This window comes from Pseudomonas sp. GW822-FHT06D10 (assembly GCF_058799535.1).
Window position 1 is genome coordinate 95,136 of the sequence record NZ_JBXALN010000008.1, and the last position, 19,853, is coordinate 114,988.

The window sequence follows — 19,853 nt, forward strand, 5'->3', positions numbered from 1 at the left end:
GAACAAGAAAAACCTTGTTCCCACCAACAGTGTCTTAGCCGCAGCCCACCTCAGGCTCCGGCTAAACCTGTTGAACTCAGTCTTTACGCCATACGGTACGGTTGATGTAGTCGGTGTAGCTCAGAACCACACGGACCACCTGCAGAGAAACAGGACCACCTTGATAGTCCTGTACCAGAGGAACGTTGCGCTGGTCACGAGAGTGCTGGCTGGTTACAACGCGTACAGCATCCATGACCGACTCTCGCTTGAGGCCGCTCATGACCAGCGTTCCTTCATCCATTCCTTCGGGACGCTCGTGAGCATTACGCAAGGTCACCGCCGGCAGATTCAGTAGCGACGCCTCTTCGGTAATGGTGCCGCTATCGGAAAGCACACAGAACGCCGACATCTGCAACTTGATGTAATCCAGCAGGCCGAAAGGCTTGACGAAGCGAATCAAAGGATGTTCAAGGCTCTCCCCCAACGCTTCAAGGCGCTTGCGGGTGCGCGGGTGAGTCGAAACGATCAGTGGGAACCCATAGTGATTGGCCAGAGCCCGCAAGGTATCCAGCAAGTCCCGAAGGTTGTCAGCGGTATCGACGTTCTCCTCACGATGCGCACTGACGACAAAGAACTTGTCCTGCTCCAGACCACTTCGGGCAAGCACCTGCGAGCTTTCAATCCCCGGCATGTAATAGTCGAGGACTTCTTGCATGTGCGAACCAGTCTTGATGATGGTTTCCGGACGAATCCCCTCAGCGATGAGGTACCGACGGGCATGTTCAGTCAATACCATGTTGATATCGCTGAGATGGTCTAGCACCTTGCGATTGAGCTCTTCTGGAACTCGTTGATCGAAGCAGCGGTTGCCTGCCTCCATATGGAACACTGGAATTTTGCGGCGCTTTGCAGCGATGACTGCCAGGCAGGTATTGGTATCGCCATAAAGGAGTAGCGCATCGGGCTTTTCCAACTCAAAGATCGCGTCAGATTTGGCGATGACTTCAGCGATAGTCTGAGCAGCGGTCTCCCCTGCTGCACCGAGAAAGTGATCCGGCTTGCGAATCTGCAGGTCATCGAAGAAAACCTGATTGAGCTCGTAATCGTAGTTCTGCCCCGAATGCACCAATATGTGGTTGACTTGGCGGTCCAACTCGGCGATCACCCGGCTCATCTTGATCAGTTCGGGGCGGGTACCGACCAGTGTCATGACCTTAAGCATCGAGTTGCTCCTTGATGTAGTCGAGCTTGAGCAGCAACTCCTTGATGCCTGGTACGTCGAGGCGCGAGGTATTGTGCGAGGTGTAGTCGTCGAGCTCGGAGATACGTTGCTCGCCTTCAACAAAATACTTCTTGTAGTTCAAGTCGCGGTTATCCGCAGGTATCCGGTAATAACGCCCCATGTCCTCGGCTTTAGCCATCTCTTCACGGGAGACTAGAGACTCATACAGTTTCTCACCGTGACGGGTACCAATAACCCTGACCTCATTGCTCTTGCCGAAAAGCTGCTTGAGCGCCTCAGCCAGATCCCCCACGGTGGATGCCGGTGCCTTCTGGATAAACAGATCGCCCTGTTGTGCATGCTCGAAAGCATGCAAAACCAAATCGACCGAATCTTCCAAGGACATCAGAAAACGAGTCATTTCCGGATCGGTCACGGTCAAAGCTTCATCCGAACGCAACTGATCGACAAAAAGCGGAATCACCGAACCACGAGAGGCCATGACGTTACCGTAGCGGGTCGCACAGATGATAGGCCCCTTGGCCGGTATCATCCGCGACTTGGCAACCATCAGCTTCTCGGCCATCGCCTTGGAAATACCCATGGCATTGATCGGATAGACGGCTTTATCGGTACTTAGCACGACAACCCGCTGGACACCGGTAGCTATGGCGGCATTGAGGACATTCTCGGTCCCCAGTACGTTGGTACGTACAGCCTCCATCGGATAGAACTCACAGGACGGTACTTGCTTCAATGCCGCGGCATGAAAGATATAGTCGACGCCGACCATGGCCTGGGCCAGGCTGTCGTAGTTGCGAACATCACCTATATAGAATTTGACCTTGTCATTGGCCAGGGCAATTCGCATGTCTTCTTGCTTCTTCTCATCGCGACTGAAGATGCGAATTTCACGCACGGCGGTATTGAGAAAACGCTTGAGGACCGTATGACCGAAAGAACCGGTTCCACCGGTGATCATCAATACCTTGTCGTCGAACATGTACACCTTCCAATTTTTTTAGCGATTGGCATGCATCAGCTCAATGAGCTGAGGCCAGGATGGAGCCTTGTATCCAGTAGCATGAGTAAATCGCTCGCTATTGAGTGAACGATCGATCACTAGTTTGGCATCTGGATGTATATCAATTGTCTTCTCATATTGCCGGGCAATCAGCGCCAACAGATCGGACTTGGCAATGGGCTCTGCAGCAACATGATACAGCCCATTAAGTTGCGGATGCGGCAAGACGTAGTCTTTCATCACCCGGGCAAGCTCTACTGTAGGCAACCCGGAAAAAATGGCACGACTAAACCCTCGCACACTGCCTTGCTGACTCAGAAACCAATCCACAAGAGAATGATCGGAGCTCAATTCATGACCAATGATTGACGTTCTCAAGGTGATCGCATGGGGCTCTTCATGCAGTTCACCTATGTACTTGGACTTCCCGTACAGATCCTCAGCGTCGGAAACATCCGTTTCCAGATAGCCCCCCTTACGACCGGAGAACACGCAGTCGGTACTGACATGCAGCAGGCGTGCGCCACTTAGAGCACAAAGCTTCGCCAACCTGTGGGGCAGCATGGCATTGATTGGGAGCGCAGTTAGCGGATCCTTGGCATCGGCAAGTTGCTTGATCAGCCCTACACAGTTGATCACTACATCCGGGCGGACCCGAAGCATTGCAGCTGTCAATGCATCCTGATCCAGCACATCGACACCAGACAGGACGCGGGAAAGGTCGGCTACAGAAGAATGTCGCAGGGCGGACAGGCTGCGCACCGTGCCCCAGACTTCATGCTGTGGATCCTGACTGAACACCTTAAAGACAGTACTACCCAACATACCGGTAATACCTAACACCAATACCTTCATAAATATGACTCAGACCTTGAGTTTATCCCGACCGCACCAACAAGGGACCGAAAGGCCATCAGCCTCTCAAAATCGGCACATTGTCCAGCAACGGACAAAAAATAGCACTGCCTGGAAAAGCACAATGCCAGCCAGTGCCTATCAAGCCCCCAGCAGCTCGACCAGATACCGAACTTGCTGGCCCATTTCAAAATGGGCGGCAAAGTAGTCCCGTCCGCAACGCCCCATTTCCTCACGTTGAGCATCGCTCAAGCCATACATCTCACGTATGTTGGCGACCAGTGGAGCCACTTGCTCCGCTGGGCTGGTCAGCCCGGCCCGCGCCTCCTGGATTACCCGAGCACCTTCACCATCTAGACTGGCAATGATTGGTTTACCAGCCGCCAAATAGGATTGGACCTTGCTGGGGATAGTCTGGGCAAAAATGCTTTCATCGTTGAGTGACACCAGCAACGCGCCAGCCTGTGCAAAGACAGCCGGCATTGCCAAGGCAGGGAAACGTCCGGGAAGAATCAGATTGTCCATCACATGAAGCTGCTTCTGCTCCTTTAGCCATTCCAACCGACTGCCACTGCCTATCAACACCAGCCGAATGCCTGGCTCATCACGCAATTGCTTTGCTGCCTCCAGTAATGTCTCCAAGGCCTGAGCTGTTCCGAGATTACCAGCGAACACCACGCAAAAGTGGTCGTTAAGGACCCGCGTTAAAGACTCGTCAATTGCGACTTCCGCATTGAAGGCCTGGGCATCCACTGAGTTCGGGTAATAGGTAATCTTATTCCTGGGCGCATAGCTGGCAACCGAGTCGACAAAGGCATTGGATTGAACCAACAGTCGATCACAACCTGCATATATTCCGCGCACCATCCAGCCAACCATCTTCAACAGATAGGGGTTTTTCACAAATCCAGTGGCCGCAAGACTTTCTGGCCACAGATCCTGAATCCACAGGGCCAGCCGCGCGCCCTTCAACCACTTGATAGGAATCGCTGGAATCGCCTGGGTGATGGGGGAAGGAGCGAACACCAGAATCGCATCGAACTCACGCTTGCGTAACATCCATGGAAAAAATATCAAACCTGCAAATACGAACGACAGGTAGTTAAGTACCATGTTTTTCGCGCCCCCCTCTCCGCGGGGCCAAAGGGGAACGCGTAGCACATCAACAGATTCGAGATAACTTTCGCGCTGACAACCCCACGCACGATATCCGGTAAATATTCGACCATCTGGATAATTAGGCTTCCCGGTAGCAACTACTACCTCGTGCCCCTGAGCAACTAGCGTCCGAACTATATCGTTGATGATGAAGTTCTCAGGACTAAAGTATTGAGAAAAAATTAATAACTTCAAAGAGTTCACTTTCTAATCTGTGAAAATAAATACCTTCCAACACGGCATGCCCGGCTACGTCCAAGGAAAGCATCGGGACGATGATTCAATTAGCCTATCGCCACTCATCGGAAGCTGCACTCATGAACGAGCCCAAAGGAAGAAGCATCAGCAACCTGTCGGCAACATGAACCCTTGCTGATTGCCCGCGATGGGACCACAGGCGCTTCCACAGCAGCAAGGAGATTTTACTTTCCTCGATTGACAGGAGCTAGCCAGCGGCACGGAGACTGGGAATGGAGTAAATGCTTACAACCTGTCGCTCGAGACGCCTTGCCAGTGTAGAATCGCGCCCAATTTAGCTGCATACACCACGAGCGACACCTCCGATTGCTTGGCTGTCGGACGATGGAGCATTCTGTTTCTTGCCAGCTTAAGCGCGGGTTAAATGAGTTGATCGCCTGTTCATCGCACGCTTTACAGGCCTGATGTCCATGAGTGTAAGGGAAAGAACTATTTAGCCCGCTTCCAGCAAAAAAAGTAACGGAACAGCTGCTGCATGCATCAACCCTGGTATTACATCGGAGCCCAAATGCCTGACCAAAAACAAACCAGCATCGCCAAGTTCAAGAACAAGGAAGCCTTGATTGGCATCGTAGGCCTAGGCTATGTAGGCTTGCCGCTGATGTTGCGTTACAACGCTATCGGCTTCCGGGTGCTGGGTATCGACATCGATGACTCCAAGGTAGCCAAGCTCAACGCTGGCAGTAGCTATATAGAACACATTGCCAGCGAACACATCAGCCACGCCAGAAGCTCAGGGTTTGAAGCGACTACCGACTTTCAGCGTGCCAGTGAGTGTGATGCTCTGATCCTTTGCGTGCCGACACCGCTGAACAAATATCGCGAGCCGGACATGAGCTTCGTGATCAACACAACCAATGCCCTCAAGCCATATCTGCGTGCAGGTCAAGTGGTCTCCTTGGAAAGCACTACCTATCCGGGAACCACGGAAGAGGAGTTACTGCCTCGCGTGCAAGAGAATGGTCTAGTCGTGGGTGAGAACATTTTCCTGGTGTATTCGCCTGAACGGGAAGATCCGGGCAACGCCAACTTTGAAACCCGTACTATTCCAAAGGTCATAGGCGGTCATACGCCTGGTTGCCTTGAAGTAGGCATAGCGCTGTATGAACAGGCAATCGACCAGGTCGTGCCTGTAAGCTCCACCAAAGCTGCGGAAATGACCAAGCTGCTTGAGAACATTCACCGCGCAGTCAATATCGGCCTGGTCAATGAAATGAAAGTCGTGGCCGATCGCATGGGCATCGACATCTTTGAAGTCGTCGATGCTGCAGCCACCAAACCCTTCGGTTTCACCGCCTATTACCCTGGCCCCGGCCTGGGCGGCCACTGCATTCCCATCGACCCCTTCTACCTGACCTGGAAGGCTCGCGAATATGGTCTGCATACGCGCTTTATCGAATTGTCCGGTGAAGTCAACAAGGCAATGCCCGAGTACGTTCTGAGCAAGCTGATGGACGGCCTGAACAACAGCGGCAAGGCACTCAAAGGTTGCAAGGTCCTGGTTCTGGGCATCGCCTACAAGAAGAACGTGGATGACATGCGTGAATCTCCATCCGTAGAGATCATGGAGCTGATCGAGGCCAAGGGCGGTATCGTGGCCTACAGCGACCCACATGTTCCGGTGTTCCCAAAAATGCGCGAACACCATTTTGAACTGAGCAGCGAACCGTTGACTGCTCAGAACCTGGCTGCATTCGACGCAGTGGTACTGGCGACAGATCATGACAAATTCGATTACGAATTGATCAAGGCTCATGCGCAATTGATCATCGATAGTCGCGGCAAATACCGTACCGCTGCGAGCAACGTCATCAAGGCTTGACCGAGTCACGACCCATTGCAGGGAAATGCGCGTAATAGGGGGGCAATGCCCGAGAAGCCCTGTTTCGCGCGTCCTGCCAAAGGTAGCTGAAACTCTTTTCCGAGGAACTCCATGAAACGCTTTGCCCTGATCGGCGCCGCCGGCTACATCGCCCCGCGCCATATGCGTGCCATCAAGGACACCGGCAATGAGCTGGTTTGTGCCTACGACATCAACGACTCCGTCGGCATCATCGATAGCCTTTCGCCTCAAAGCGAATTCTTCACTGAGTTCGAGCGTTTCTACGACCACGCCTGGCGTCTTAAACGAGATCCGGCAACCACTCTGGATATCGTTTCGATCTGCTCGCCCAACTACCTTCATCACTCCCATATCACCGCGGGCCTGCGCCTTGGATGCGACGTGATCTGCGAGAAGCCACTGGTACCCAGCGCAGCGCTGCTGGAAGACCTGAGCCTGACCGAGCGCGAAACCGGCAAGCGCCTTTGGAACATCCTGCAACTGCGTCACCATCAGGCGATCATCGACCTGAAGAACCGCGTGCAGTCGCAACCTAGTGCCCATAAGCACGAAGTGGAACTGACCTACATCACCAGCCGCGGCCGCTGGTACATGGAAAGTTGGAAAGGCGACCCTCGAAAATCCTTTGGTGTCGCAACCAATATCGGCGTGCATTTCTATGACATGCTGCACTTCATCTTCGGCAAGCTGCAGCGCAACGTTGTGCATTTCAGCAATGCCGACAAGGCCTGCGGCTACCTGGAGTATGAGAACGCCCGGGTACGCTGGTTCCTTTCCATCGATGCCAACGACCTGCCTGAGTCGGTCAAGGGCAAGAAACCTACCTACCGTTCGATCACCGTCGACGGCGCGGAAATCGAGTTTTCCGAAGGCTTTACCGATCTCCATACCGTCAGCTACCAAGCCGTACTCGACGGCAAGGGCTACGGTATCGAAGATACCCGGCACTGCGTGGAAACCGTCGAGACTATTCGCACCATGAGCCCTGTCAGAGCTCAGGACAACGAAGGGCACCCCTTCCTGTCCCGCCTGGTCTGACCGTCATGAGCCATTACCAGCACCCAAGCGCTATCGTCGATGATGGCGCCCAGATCGGCGAAGGCTCACGAGTCTGGCATTTCGTGCATGTATGCCCAGGCGCCCAGATCGGCAAAGGGGTTTCCCTTGGCCAGAACGTCTTCGTCGGCAACAAAGTGCTCATCGGTGATCATTGCAAGATCCAGAACAATGTCTCGGTATATGACAACGTCACCCTGGAAGAGGGCGTGTTTTGTGGTCCAAGCATGGTGTTCACCAATGTCTACAACCCACGCTCATTAATCGAGCGCAAGGATCAATACCTCGACACCCTGGTGAAAAAGGGTGCCACGCTGGGGGCTAACTGCACCATCGTCTGCGGGGTCACCATCGGCGAATACGCCTTCGTCGGCGCGGGTGCGGTTATCAACAAGGATGTACCGGCCTACGCCCTGATGGTTGGGGTGCCTGCACGACAACTGGGCTGGATGAGCGAGTTTGGCGAACGCCTCGAACTGCCGGTCAAGGGAGAAGCCGAATGCCATTGCCCGCATACCGGCGCCCGCTATGTCTTGCGCGGCAACAACCTGAGCAAAATGGACGCACAGTAAATGATCGAATTCATCGACCTGAAGACCCAGCAAGCCCGCCTCAAAGACAAGATTGACGCGGGTATCGCTCGCGTTCTATCCCACGGCCAATACATCCTCGGCCCTGAAGTGGCTGAATTGGAAGAGCGCCTGGCCGCTTATTCAGGAGCAAAGTACTGCATCAGTTGCGCCAACGGCACCGATGCCCTGCAAATTGCGCTCATGGCTCTGGGCATAGGTCCAGGCGATGAAGTCATCACTCCCGGCTTCACCTATATAGCGACAGCGGAAACCGTCGCCTTGCTGGGTGCCAAGCCGGTCTATGTGGACATCGACCCGCAAACCTACAACCTGGACCCGGCCCTGCTGGAAGCGGCTATTACTTCCCGCACCAAAGCCATTATCCCAGTCTCCCTTTACGGGCAGTGCGCCGACTTTGATGCAATTAACGCCATCGCTGGCAGGCACTCTCTTCCCGTTATAGAAGATGCCGCCCAGAGCTTCGGAGCCAGCTACAAAAACAGAGCCTCCTGCAACCTGAGCACCATCGCCTGCGCCAGCTTTTTCCCCAGCAAACCCCTGGGTTGCTATGGTGATGGCGGTGCAATTTTCACCAATGACGAAGAGTTGGCGACAATCATTCGCCAAGTAGCGCGGCACGGTCAGGACCGCCGCTACCACCACATCCGCATCGGCGTAAACAGCCGCCTGGATACTCTGCAAGCCGCCATTCTTCTGCCCAAGCTGGAGATCCTTGAGGAAGAGATTCAATTACGCCAGCAAGTCGCGCAGAATTACGCACGACTCCTGGCACAGGCGGGTATCAGCGCACCTTATATTGAACCTCACAATATCAGCGCTTGGGCACAGTTCACCGTACAAGTGGACAATCGCGATGCTGTGCAGCAGCACCTCAAGCAATCCGGGGTCCCTACGGCCGTTCACTATCCTATTCCGCTAAATCTCCAGCCAGCGGTGAAAGACGAACACGCACAGCTTCCTGTGGGTGACGTTGTGGCAACACGGGTCATGAGTCTGCCGATGCACCCTTACCTGACGGCATCAGATCAGTCGCACATTGTTGAAGCACTGGTCACCGCTAGCAAAATTTGATTGGAGTACACGCATGAAAATCGAAGGTTCAAAAGTTCTGGTCATCGGCGGCGCCGGATTCATTGGTAGCTTTGTGATTTCGGAACTGCTCAAGGCCGGAGCGGCCGAAGTTGTGGTTTATGACAACTTTGCCCGTGGCAAGCTCAGCAACATCTCTGAGCAGCTCAAGGATCCGCGCTGCCGTCTATACGCCAATGGCGGTGACGTTCGCGAGATCGACTTGCTCAATGACGCCATGCAAGGCATGGACGGTGTCATTCACCTGGCTGCCATGTGGCTGCTGCATTGCAAGGACTTCCCACGCACGGCTTTCCACGTCAACGTCGAAGGTACGTTCAACGTCCTTGAAGCTTGTGTGAAGAACAACATCAAGCGTCTGGTCTACTCCTCGTCCGCCTCGGTATATGGCGACGCAGTGGAAGTACCGATGACCGAAGATCATCCGTTCAACAACCGCAACTTCTACGGTTCCACCAAGATTGCCGGTGAAGCCATGTGCCACGCCTTCCACGACCGATACGGCCTGAGCTACGTCGGCCTGCGCTATATGAACGTCTATGGCCCCCACCAGGACCAGACAGCCGCCTACACCGGCGTGATTCCGATCATGTTGAACAAGATCGATGCCAATGAAGGTCCGGTGATCAACGGCGACGGCAGCCAGGCTTACGACTTCATCTATGTCGAAGACGTTGCTCGCTGCAACGTCAAGGCGCTGGAAGCGGACGTCACCGACCAGTTCTATAACGTCGGCACTGGCGTACAGACCAGCATCAAGGAACTGTGCGACACCATTCTCGACATGAAAGAGTCTGACCTGGTTGTCCAGTACCGCCCCTACAGCGCTGACGATGCCCGTCGCATGGTACAGAACCGTATTGGCTGCCCGAAAAAGGCTGCTGAAGAACTAGGGTTCACCTACCAGTACGAACTGCGTGAAGGCCTGCAGAAACTCATCGATTGGCGCACCACGCACGGGGCGGAGTAAATACAATGGAAAAGCGCAACATTGCGATCTCGCTACCCAGCACCGGTGAAGAAGAATGGCAGGCAGCCCGTGAACCGCTGATGACCGGCTGGTTGACTCAAGGCCCCAAAGTGGCGGCCTTTGAAGAGGCCTTCGCCAAGCGCCATCAGGTTCCTCACGCCTTGGCAGTGACCTCTTGCACCACAGGCCTGCACCTGGCGCTCGCCGGCCTGGATATCGGTCCGGGCGATGAAGTCATCGTTCCGACCTTCACCTGGATCGCCACCGCCAACGTGGTGCTGTACTGCGGCGCCACTCCGGTATTCGTCGACATCGACCCGCTGACCTACAACCTGGATATCAGCCAGGTCGCCGCCAAGGTCACCGACAAGACTCGAGCCGTCATTGCCGTGCATCTGTTCGGCCGTTGCCTGGATATCGATGCGTTGCGAGAGGCGCTGCCTGCGCAGGTCGCCATTATCGAAGACGCCGCCTGTGCAGCAGGTGCAGACTGGAAAGGCCGCCCTGCCGGCAGCCTGGGAGATGCTGCGGCATTTTCCTTCCACCCCCGCAAATCGGTTACTACCGGCGAAGGCGGCATGGTCACCACCAGCAACCCTGAGCTGGCGGAACGCATGAGCCAATTGCGCAGCCACGGTGCCTCGCTCTCCGAAGAACAGCGCCATCTGGGCCCTCGCCCCTATCTGCTGCCGGAATTCAACCTGCTGGGCTTCAACTACCGAATGACCGACCTGCAAGGTGCGATCGGCTTGGTACAACTGGGCAAGCTGGACGGTTTTATCGACGAACGTGAGCACTGGGCTCAGTACTACTGCGAGCAACTGGCCGATATCGACTGGCTGCGACTCCCTACCACTCCGCAAGGCAGCCGCCACGGCTGGCAAGCATTCGTTACCTACATCGATCCGCAAAAAGCCCCGATGCCGCGTAACGACATGATGGAAATTCTCCAGGCCAAAGGGATCTCTACCCGCCCAGGCACCCATGCCGTGCACATGCTGGCTTATTACCGCGAACGTTTCGGCTTCAAGCCGGAAGACTTCCCGGGTGCCCGTGACTGTAACGATCACACCATGGCTATTCCACTGCACAACAGGATGAGCGAAGAAGACTACGCCTATGTAGTCGAGGCCATTCGCCAACTGCGCTGAGTAACAGCACCTGCATCCCGCTCATTCGAGCGGGATGACCTTTTCAGGCAACGGAACTACGCAGACCTGCGAATTCCCCACTGCACTCCCCTCGATTCAAAGGAGCATCAAAACGCATGTGCGGCATTACCGGCCTCATCCATCTCGATAACAACCCGGTATCGCCTGCAGTTCTGCAGCGCATGACGGATGCCATTGCCCATCGTGGACCCGATGGTGAGGGGCATTGGATTGAAGGCAACGTAGGCCTGGGTCATCGGCGTCTAGCAATCATCGATCTGTCTCCTGCCGGCCATCAGCCTGCCGCCTCCCTCTCCCAGCGTTATGTACTGGTCTACAACGGCGAGGTCTACAACTTCCGTGAACTGCGCACCGAACTGGAAACCCTGGGCTACCAGTTCCGTTCACGCACCGACACTGAAGTTGTGCTCAATGCATTGATCGCCTGGGGGGCACAAGCACTGGAGCGCTTCAACGGCATGTTCGGCCTGGCCTTGTGGGACCGTCAGGAACAAACGTTGTTGCTGGCCAGAGATCGCTACGGCATCAAACCGCTTTATTACGCACAACAAGGGCAGACCCTCGCCTTTGGCTCCGAACAGAAAGCCATCCTGGCCATGCCCGAGTTTCGGCGCAGCCTGGACAAGGAAGCCCTGCTGGAATATTTCACCTTTCAGAACATCTTTACCGACAAGACATTGCTCAATGATGTGAAGCTGTTACCAGCCGGCCACTATGCCGTGCTGGATATGAAGCGGCGCACCCCAGCTTTGCAACTCACCCAGTACTGGGATTACAACTTCCAGGAACCCAAGGTCAAAGCCAGCGACGAAGAGTACCGCGAAGAGCTGGACCGTTTGTTCCAACAGGCCGTCAACCGGCAACTGGTGACTGATGTTGAACTGGGCAGTTATCTGAGCGGGGGGATGGACTCCGGCTCGATCACAGCAATAGCGGCCAAGTCCTACCCCTACATGAAAACCTTTACCTGTGGTTTCGACCTCAACTCCGCCTCGGGTATCGAGATGGGGTTCGATGAGCGCAGTAAAGCCGAATACATGTCCTACCACTTCAAGACCGAACATTATCAAATGGTCCTGAAAGCCGGAGACATGGAAAGAGTCCTGCCCAAACTGGCCTGGCACCTGGAAGAACCCCGAGTGGGCCAGAGCTACCCGAACTACTACGCCGCACAACTGGCCTCCAAGTTCGTCAAGGTAGTCATGTCCGGCGCCGGCGGCGACGAATTGTTTGGCGGTTATCCATGGCGCTACTACCGTGCTGTGGTCAACGATGACTTCGAACACTACATCGACAAGTACTACGCATTCTGGCAGCGGCTGATTCCCAACAATGAGATCAAGCAGGTCTTTGCGCCGATCTGGAAAGATGTAAAACATGTGTGGACCCGGGACATCTTCCGCGATGTCTTCAAACACCACGCAGACAACCTGTACACCCCGGAAGACTACATCAACCACTCGCTGTATTTCGAAGCCAAGACCTTCCTTCATGGTTTGCTGGTAGTTGAAGACAAGCTCAGCATGGCCCATGGCCTAGAAAGCCGTGTGCCATTCCTGGACAACGATCTGGTTGATTTCGCCATGCGCTGCCCAGTGCACCTGAAGCTGAACAACCTGGCCGACGTCATAAGAATCAACGAGAACGATCAGGGCGACAAGGTCAGCAAATACTTTGAAAAGGCCCGAGACGGCAAGCAGATCTTCCGCGATGTCATGAAACGCTACATCCCAGACGACGTTGCCCGGGCTGAGAAGCAAGGCTTCTCCGCGCCAGACTCCAGCTGGTTCAAAGGCGAGAGCATGGAGTTTGTCAGAAGGAAGTTACTGAATAAAAACGCACATATCTATGACGTTTTTGACCAGTCCGCACTGACTTCACTTGTCGAGGAACATCTTTCAGGAAAACAGAACAGAAGGCTGTTGATCTGGTCCCTGTTGAATATGGAAGAGTATATGCAAGGCTGCTTTGCATGATTTTGTTGTAACAGCCTTGACCCCTCATATATAAAGCCGCCGTGTGAAACATCCCGATCAAGATCCGGCAATAGCAGCTCCGACCCAGCGCTGCTATTGCTGCAGAGTCAGCATGAAAGAAGTAATGCACAGGACGTAAAATGAAAATCATCTTCAAGATAGCCCAATCTGCATGCTTCTTTTTGTTCTCGTTTTTTTGCTTTGCCATATTCCTGCTGCCAGCCCTGGCCTTGAGAATCAAGCGCAGTTGCAGCAAACGACCGGCAAAACCTGAATATGTCTTTGTCGGCATACACGAAATTGCCAACAACATCAGCGAACTGTCTGCCGCATTGGCAAAGCAGTACATTACCGTGCGCAGTGCCCGCTCCCACGCTGGTGTCTTCTACGGAGAAACGGACACACAAAGCGCCTCTGCCCTGTCCCTGAAAATCCGCCTGTTCAGCGAACCACTCTGTCGCTCCCGACATTTACCCTGGATCCTCTTACGCGCCGATCAGGCCTGGTTCATCTGGTGCACCAGCCTGCTCGCGCTGAACCTCGACTACATTCTCTATCGCCTCGCCGGCGTGGATCTGGTTGTTCAGCACTGCGGAGATGATGTGCGTTGCCGCCACTTGCAGGACGCCTTGTTTGACAAGTACACGCCAGGTATCGCGATTGGCCCCTATCCCGCACTCCCCCTAGTGGACATGCTGAGAAAGTACTATCGCCAGTTCATGGCCGAGCGCTTTGCCAAGACCCTTTCCTCAAGGAACCAGGCGACCTTTCAAACAGGGATGCTGGGGCACTTCACGTTCAGCCAGAGGTCGCTACTGACCAGCCCACGTCGTCCGGGAGAGATTCCGGTTATCGTGCACGCTCCCTCAAACCGGGCAGTAAAACGAACCGACCTGGTGCTTGAGGCGGTGGAAACGCTCCGACAAAAGGGCTACCAGTTCGAGTTTCACCTGCTGGAGCACATCCCCAATCACCAAGTGGTCGACATGTTGCTGGCAGCCGACATAGTGGTCGACCAGCCATCCACCTGGCCGGGTCGGTTCGGCATCGAGGGAGCTGCCGCATCCTGTGCAATCGTTTCAGGAAACCATGATGTTTTTACTGGCTTGCCGGCCTCCCCCATCATTCAGTTTCCTGTTGATGCGAACCTGCTGGCCTCGCGCCTGGAAAAACTGCTGGCCGAACGTGCTTATCTGGAAAGCGTCATGGCTGCTTGCTGGGGATTCTGGCAGGAAAAATACAGCGAAGACGCATTTATCAATAACTACTTCAAAATCTGGAACGACCAACACGATAAATTTCCACCACTGCCCGAGCAGAAGGCAATACTCCTGGCTGCCGCAAAAGGCAAACTTCAACGCCTGTTCATCAAGTACTTTTACTTTCCTTCACGCCAGGATAACCGCTAGGGCTTTGCCGACCTATGTTCAAGCTCTTTGTTCGAGACAGTGTCATTTACGCAATCCCCGCACTGCTTTCGAAGGGGCTCGCGCTATTTCTGGTGCCGCTGTACACCCGTGTGCTGAGCCCGGAAGATTATGGTTCTCTGGACTTGCTGCTGGTTTTCTCAGGCCTTATCGCACTGACCATTGCCCTGGAGGTGTCCCAGGGCATAGCACGCTTCTATTCAGCGGAAACAGACCCTGAACGCCGTTGCGCCTATGCATCGTCCGCCTTCTGGTTCACTGCGTTGTGTTATTCGCTATTCGCCGTAATCACCCTGACCTACGCCGATGAGCTGTCCACCTGGATCATGGGGCGCGAAGGACTGACTGCTGCCTTCAGGGTGGGCATTGTCTATATTTTCTTCAATGGTCTGTTCAACCTTATCCAGAACCAGTTCCGCTGGGAATTGCGTAGCAAGCACTATGCACTCGTCAGCATCATTGTTTCCCTGGTCACTGCCGGAGCTGCCGTACTCCTCACCTATGGCGCAGGAATGGGCTTGCCGGGGCTGTTGTGGGGCATGAGCGCCGGAGTCATCATTGGCACTGTCTACGGGCTGTACCACCTGCGCCAGAGCTTTCGTTTTCGCTTTGATTGGGCCCGGCTCAAGGAAATGCTGGCGTTCTCCATCCCCTTGGTCCCTGCCAGTGTGACAGTGCTTGCCAGCATCTATATCGACCGTCTGCTGATCAACCACTTTGTGTCGATCGGAGAAGTCGGTCTGTATGGTGTCGCGGTCAGGTTGGCCAGTGTAGTCAGCCTAGTCATGGTCGGTTTCCAAGGGGCCTTGACACCGTTGATCTACACCTACTACCGCGAGGCCGATACTCCCAGGCAGTTGGCGCGCATATTCAGAGTGTTCTGCGGCTTTGCATTACTGACCTACTTGGCACTTGGGCTGTTTGCCCATGACGTCCTGGTGCTGATGACAACCGCAGACTACTACTCAGCCTCCAAGTTGATTGTCTTCCTGGTGCCGTCAATTCTCCTGGCCCAGATGTACATTTTTACCCCTGGCATCAGCATCGCCAAAAAAACCCACATGACCATCTGGATCAATCTTGCCGGCCTGATCGCCAACATTGCCCTGGGACTGATCTTGATTCCTCGTTTAGGAGGCAGCGGCGCCGCTATCGCCATGCTCCTGGGAAGTTCGCTGACGTTCGCTATCTATATGCTGTGCAGTCAGAGGCTGTATCCGGTGCCGCATAAGTGGTGGCCGCTCTGCGGCTCAATGACTGCAACGGTCGTGGCGCTATTTCTGGCGCTGCGACTGGGTTCAGAGCTGAACAGCTACTTGCGTTGGTTGGTCAACTTGATGTTTATCAGCGGTACGGCAGTGATTTTTTTAGCCTTGGGGCTTGTTCAGGTTTCAGAACTACGTAAAGCCGGACAGATGGTCCGTAGCCGCCTTAAACTTTTTTCGCAAAGAAGTAGCTAATTTATGTGTGGAATACTCGGTTTCTTCTCCGTCAGCGAAACCCACTCTTACTCCCAGAGTATCGACGCGGCCATTCAGACCTTGCGCCATCGTGGACCGAATGACTTCGGCTACGAAGAGATGCCGGTTGCCTCCAACAAACTAGTGCTGGGTCACACGCGCCTGTCCATTATTGACTTGTCCTTAGCCGGCCATCAGCCGATGCACTCCAAGGACCAGCTTTTTTCCATCGTCTTCAATGGCGAAATCTACAACTACCGCGAATTGCGTACTGAGTTGCAAGCCTTGGGGCACGTGTTCCAGTCGGACTCCGATACCGAAGTGCTACTAGCGGCCTGGATTCAATGGCGAGCCGACTGCCTTGCACGCTTGCGCGGAATGTTTGCATTCGCGGTTTTTGACCGTGCGGCAAATAGGCTTTCCTGTATTCGCGACCCATTCGGGATCAAGCCGTTCTATTACACCCAGGAAGGCGATAACTTTCTTTTCGCCTCAGAAATGCCGGCATTGAAAGCGCTGAAGCAGAACAAGGTTCAGCTCAACTGGCAACGCGCCTACGACTATCTGGTGCATGGCGACTACGACTCACAAACCGCAACTTTCTTCGAAGATGTGCATCAGTTGATGCCTGGGCACTTGCTACACCTTGATCTATCCAATGGCCAGCTCACTGCACCACAACAGTGGTGGCGACCGCGAATAGAACAAACTTCGACCCTGAGCTTCTCTTCTGCTGCTGATGAGTTGCGCGAACGCTTCCTGCACAACATCAAGCTGCACCTACGCAGTGACGTTCCCCTGGGAGCGGCATTGTCCGGTGGACTGGATTCTTCGGCGGTGGTTTGCGCCATGCGCAAGATCGAACCGGATGCAGCTATCAATACATTCAGCTATATCGCCCGCGATAGCGCCGTATCAGAGGAGCCTTGGGTCGATCTGGTCAATGCTCAGGTAAACGCCAAGGCCCACAAGGTACTGGTCAGCCCTCAGGAACTGTCTACTGACCTGGATGACATGATTCACGCTCAAGGTGAGCCCTTTGGCAGCACCAGCATTTACGCCCAGTACCGGGTCTTCAAGCTGGCTAAAGACAACGCCATCACGGTAACCCTCGATGGCCAGGGAGCCGATGAGTTATTGGCCGGCTACCACGGCTACCCGGGGAAGCGCATCAAGAGCATGCTCGAACAGGGCCATTACCGGCAGGCACTGAACTTCGCAAGGCAGTGGTCAACATGGCCAGACAGAAGCTTGAAGCACTGCTTCAAGACGGTCGTTGCCGAGTGCGCCGAAGGCCCCTTGTACGACTTGCTCAGACGTGGAAATGGCATGCAGGCCAGTCCCTCGTGGATAGATACACAGATGCTGCGTGACGCCGGTGTGCACATAGGTTATCCACAACAGAAATCACCCTACGATCTGCCCGGACGCAAACTGGCCTCCGAGCTGGCATTCTCACTGACCCACCGCGGGCTACAGTCACTGTTGCGCCATGGCGATCGTAATTCGATGCGTTTCTCCATCGAGAGTCGAGTACCGTTCCTGACCTCCGACATGGCAGACTTCCTGCTTTCCTTGCCAGAAAACTATCTGATCTCGCAATCAGGAGAAACCAAGTCCGTGTTCCGTGCAGCGATGCGTGGAATAGTTCCTGATGCCATCTTGGACCGAAGGGACAAGGTCGGCTTCTCTACACCCGAACAGGTATGGCTGGTGCAACTGGCCGAACAGATCCGGGGCTGGCTGAAGATTGATCTCGGACTGCCATTCCTGAACCAGCCACAAATCCTTGAGGAATTCGAGAAAATCATCTCAGGAAAAGCTGCATTCTCTTGGCAAGTCTGGCGCTGGATCAACTTCACCCGGTGGTATCAACATAACTTTGAACTGCGCTGATTGAAGCACCCTGGCCAAAATCCGGTTAACCAACCGAAGAAGGCAGCCAAGTCTTGAGATTGAAAAAGTGAGACCTGTGATGACGATTAAAACTGATTCGCCTAAAGACCCGGGAGCTTCATCAAAGCCTGACGAAGCACTTTTGCAACAGCTAAAAAGAGTAATCAACCAATTACGCGCCGATATATTCTCCAAGTTCAAGAGACACGTCTCGATAAACGATCTGCTCTCGGATCGCTGGGAGACGGCCAGATTCTACGGATTTGGAGAAGGAACATCCTGCTACAACAACGTGCTGATCCTGGGTGATGTAAAGGTTGGAAAAAACACCTGGATTGGCCCCAATGTGGTGCTGGACGGCTCCGGCGGGTTGGAGATCGGAAGCTACGTGTCCGTCAGCTGTGGAGTGCAGATATACACTCACCACACCGTGGAGTGGAGTACATCCTTGGGGCAAGTTGAAGCCAGCCGAAAACCCACGAAAATAGGCGATGGTGTCTACATAGGCCCCAACTCGATCATTCAGATGGGCGTCAGCATTGGTGACGGCGCGATTATCGGCGCCATGAGCTTTGTAAATCGCGATGTTCCTGCGGGGGCTAAAGTTTATGGCACACCAGCCAGGCAACATTAGCGATAAGCCACCTTGCCGCGAAACGGGCCTGCAACTTCGGCTTGTATATTTAGAGAGTCTCATTAGAAACGAAACCCTGAGGTCATGGGTAAAACAAGCCGCCAAACAAACTTCGACAGGCATCCTTCGAATAAAAACTTTTCTATTACGGCCATATACTTTTGTACCAATGCCGTGAAACACTTCATTCCAAGCAACGTAAAAAACTCTTAAATGGTTGATACAATATGCTAAGTATTTTGATGCCTGCAAAAAATGAAGCACTGTTCATTGAGGCAGCGCTTCGCTCCATTGAAAAGATAAACAACCTTGAGTACGAGGTTATTGTTGTCGACGACGGCTCAGATGACGAAACCTGTAACATTGTAGAAGAGCTCGCCTTTAGCTTTGTAAAACTTATAAAAAGCGGGGGCGTTGGTAAAGCACAAGCATTCAACCTAGCCTTTGAGAATGCCTCTGGAGATGTTTTTATCCTGTTGGCTGCTGACGACTTACTGATTGCAGAAAGTATTCATGAACGGATCGCACCAATACAGGCAGTAGATAAACCCCAGATTTCATATTGCAAACTCAAGTCTTTCTCTGCCGACTCAAAATACAATGCAATGACACTACCAAAAAACCCTACACTCGGTCTTGAGTCAGGTGGCTGCATGGCATTTAATCGCTCGTTTGCTCAACTGGCTTTTCCGATTCCGAGTTTCTTACCAAATGAAGATGTATGGATGATGCTCCACGCACGCTACTCTTCTGTAGAAGCAACTCACACCCCAACAATTGGGATTTCGTATCGAATTCATGAAAACAATAGCTATAAGCGCGGGGTCAATTACTCACAAGTAAATGAGCAAATGTGGGTTAGACAGCGCGCAATATTTTATTTTTACGAAAACTACAAATTAAAGCTTCCACCACAAAAACAGAGAGCACTTCTTATTGCATTTCTCTTACAGCTTTTACGCTACCTTGGCTTTTCCAAGATAATATGTTTCATCCCAGAAGCCCCCTTAAAGGAAAGAATCAAACTTCTGTTAAACTCCTCCGCACGGCTTTATGCCATTAGAGAGCGCTTCTATAGCTTTTTCTCCGGACGTTAAACCGCCGTCATCTGCCTTGGTTGCTCTTTATGATGCTCGGCGAAAAAATCGTTACGTAGGGTCCAGGGATAGGTGGGGCCAAATGTCCTGGGCCACCCACCGCCACTTAACCTCTGCCAGAGCTGCGTCGAGCCAGACTAC

The 19,853-nt window shown here is 53.7% G+C and carries 16 protein-coding genes; 12 read left to right on the top strand and 4 right to left on the bottom strand.

Translation table 11 applies throughout. The annotated features are described in order from the left end of the window. Window positions 1-76 precede the first annotated feature (76 nt). From wecB to AC1RL5_RS24865, 4 genes are all read right to left on the bottom strand, one after another. Window positions 77-1,204: a non-hydrolyzing UDP-N-acetylglucosamine 2-epimerase gene (gene wecB / locus AC1RL5_RS24850; protein WP_072450891.1), complete on the bottom strand. Its 1,128-nt coding sequence runs from the start codon at window positions 1,202-1,204 to the stop codon at window positions 77-79. Then, the gene (locus AC1RL5_RS24855) at window positions 1,197-2,207 is read right to left on the bottom strand and encodes a polysaccharide biosynthesis protein (RefSeq protein WP_072450892.1); all 1,011 of its coding nucleotides are present in this window, start codon (window positions 2,205-2,207) and stop codon (window positions 1,197-1,199) included. The genes wecB and AC1RL5_RS24855 overlap by 8 nt, the downstream gene beginning before the upstream one ends. A gap of 18 nt (window positions 2,208-2,225) precedes the next feature. Continuing rightward, window positions 2,226-3,083, bottom strand: coding sequence for a dTDP-4-dehydrorhamnose reductase family protein (locus AC1RL5_RS24860; RefSeq protein ID WP_072450893.1), 858 nt, complete (start codon window positions 3,081-3,083; stop codon window positions 2,226-2,228). 141 nt (window positions 3,084-3,224) lie between these two features. Further along, window positions 3,225-4,436: a glycosyltransferase family 4 protein gene (locus AC1RL5_RS24865; protein ID WP_072450894.1), complete on the bottom strand. Its 1,212-nt coding sequence runs from the start codon at window positions 4,434-4,436 to the stop codon at window positions 3,225-3,227. A gap of 571 nt (window positions 4,437-5,007) precedes the next feature. On the opposite strand from AC1RL5_RS24865, the gene wbpA reads away from it, so the two are divergent. The 12 genes from wbpA to AC1RL5_RS24925 all read left to right on the top strand — a co-directional run bounded on the left by wbpA (window position 5,008) and on the right by AC1RL5_RS24925 (window position 19,712). After that, window positions 5,008-6,321: a UDP-N-acetyl-D-glucosamine 6-dehydrogenase gene (wbpA, locus tag AC1RL5_RS24870; RefSeq protein ID WP_072450895.1), complete on the top strand. Its 1,314-nt coding sequence runs from the start codon at window positions 5,008-5,010 to the stop codon at window positions 6,319-6,321. Window positions 6,322-6,432: 111 nt separating this feature from the next. Next, on the top strand, window positions 6,433-7,380 hold the full coding sequence (locus AC1RL5_RS24875; protein ID WP_093408289.1) for a Gfo/Idh/MocA family protein: 948 nt from the start codon (window positions 6,433-6,435) through the stop codon (window positions 7,378-7,380). Window positions 7,381-7,385: 5 nt separating this feature from the next. Continuing rightward, window positions 7,386-7,970: a UDP-2-acetamido-3-amino-2,3-dideoxy-D-glucuronate N-acetyltransferase gene (gene wbpD / locus AC1RL5_RS24880; protein WP_072450897.1), complete on the top strand. Its 585-nt coding sequence runs from the start codon at window positions 7,386-7,388 to the stop codon at window positions 7,968-7,970. Further along, a complete protein-coding gene (locus AC1RL5_RS24885) occupies window positions 7,971-9,062 on the top strand; it encodes a DegT/DnrJ/EryC1/StrS family aminotransferase (protein WP_072450898.1) in 1,092 nt (363 codons plus the stop codon). Window positions 9,063-9,075: 13 nt separating this feature from the next. Beyond that, window positions 9,076-10,050, top strand: a complete 975-nt coding sequence (locus AC1RL5_RS24890; RefSeq protein WP_072450899.1) for an NAD-dependent epimerase/dehydratase family protein — start codon at window positions 9,076-9,078, stop codon at window positions 10,048-10,050. Between the two features lie 5 nt (window positions 10,051-10,055). Then, window positions 10,056-11,201 carry a DegT/DnrJ/EryC1/StrS family aminotransferase gene (locus tag AC1RL5_RS24895; RefSeq protein WP_072450900.1) on the top strand — a complete coding sequence of 382 codons (1,146 nt, stop codon included), beginning with the start codon at window positions 10,056-10,058 and terminating at the stop codon, window positions 11,199-11,201. A gap of 116 nt (window positions 11,202-11,317) precedes the next feature. Continuing rightward, window positions 11,318-13,198: an asparagine synthase (glutamine-hydrolyzing) gene (asnB, locus tag AC1RL5_RS24900; RefSeq protein WP_072450901.1), complete on the top strand. Its 1,881-nt coding sequence runs from the start codon at window positions 11,318-11,320 to the stop codon at window positions 13,196-13,198. A 140-nt stretch (window positions 13,199-13,338) separates the two neighbouring features. Beyond that, complete coding sequence (locus tag AC1RL5_RS24905) at window positions 13,339-14,607, top strand: glycosyltransferase family protein (RefSeq protein ID WP_072450902.1); 1,269 nt, start codon at window positions 13,339-13,341, stop codon at window positions 14,605-14,607. Between the two features lie 14 nt (window positions 14,608-14,621). Next, on the top strand, window positions 14,622-16,085 hold the full coding sequence (locus AC1RL5_RS24910; RefSeq protein WP_072450903.1) for an oligosaccharide flippase family protein: 1,464 nt from the start codon (window positions 14,622-14,624) through the stop codon (window positions 16,083-16,085). A 3-nt stretch (window positions 16,086-16,088) separates the two neighbouring features. Continuing rightward, window positions 16,089-17,981 (top strand): asparagine synthase (glutamine-hydrolyzing), encoded by a 1,893-nt coding sequence (gene asnB / locus AC1RL5_RS24915; protein ID WP_072450904.1) that lies wholly within the window; start codon window positions 16,089-16,091, stop codon window positions 17,979-17,981. 79 nt (window positions 17,982-18,060) lie between these two features. After that, window positions 18,061-18,615 carry an acyltransferase gene (locus AC1RL5_RS24920; protein WP_072450905.1) on the top strand — a complete coding sequence of 185 codons (555 nt, stop codon included), beginning with the start codon at window positions 18,061-18,063 and terminating at the stop codon, window positions 18,613-18,615. A gap of 227 nt (window positions 18,616-18,842) precedes the next feature. Beyond that, entirely contained in the window at window positions 18,843-19,712 is an 870-nt protein-coding gene (locus AC1RL5_RS24925; RefSeq protein WP_072450906.1) for a glycosyltransferase family 2 protein, read from the top strand. The last annotated feature ends 141 nt before the right edge of the window (window positions 19,713-19,853 follow it).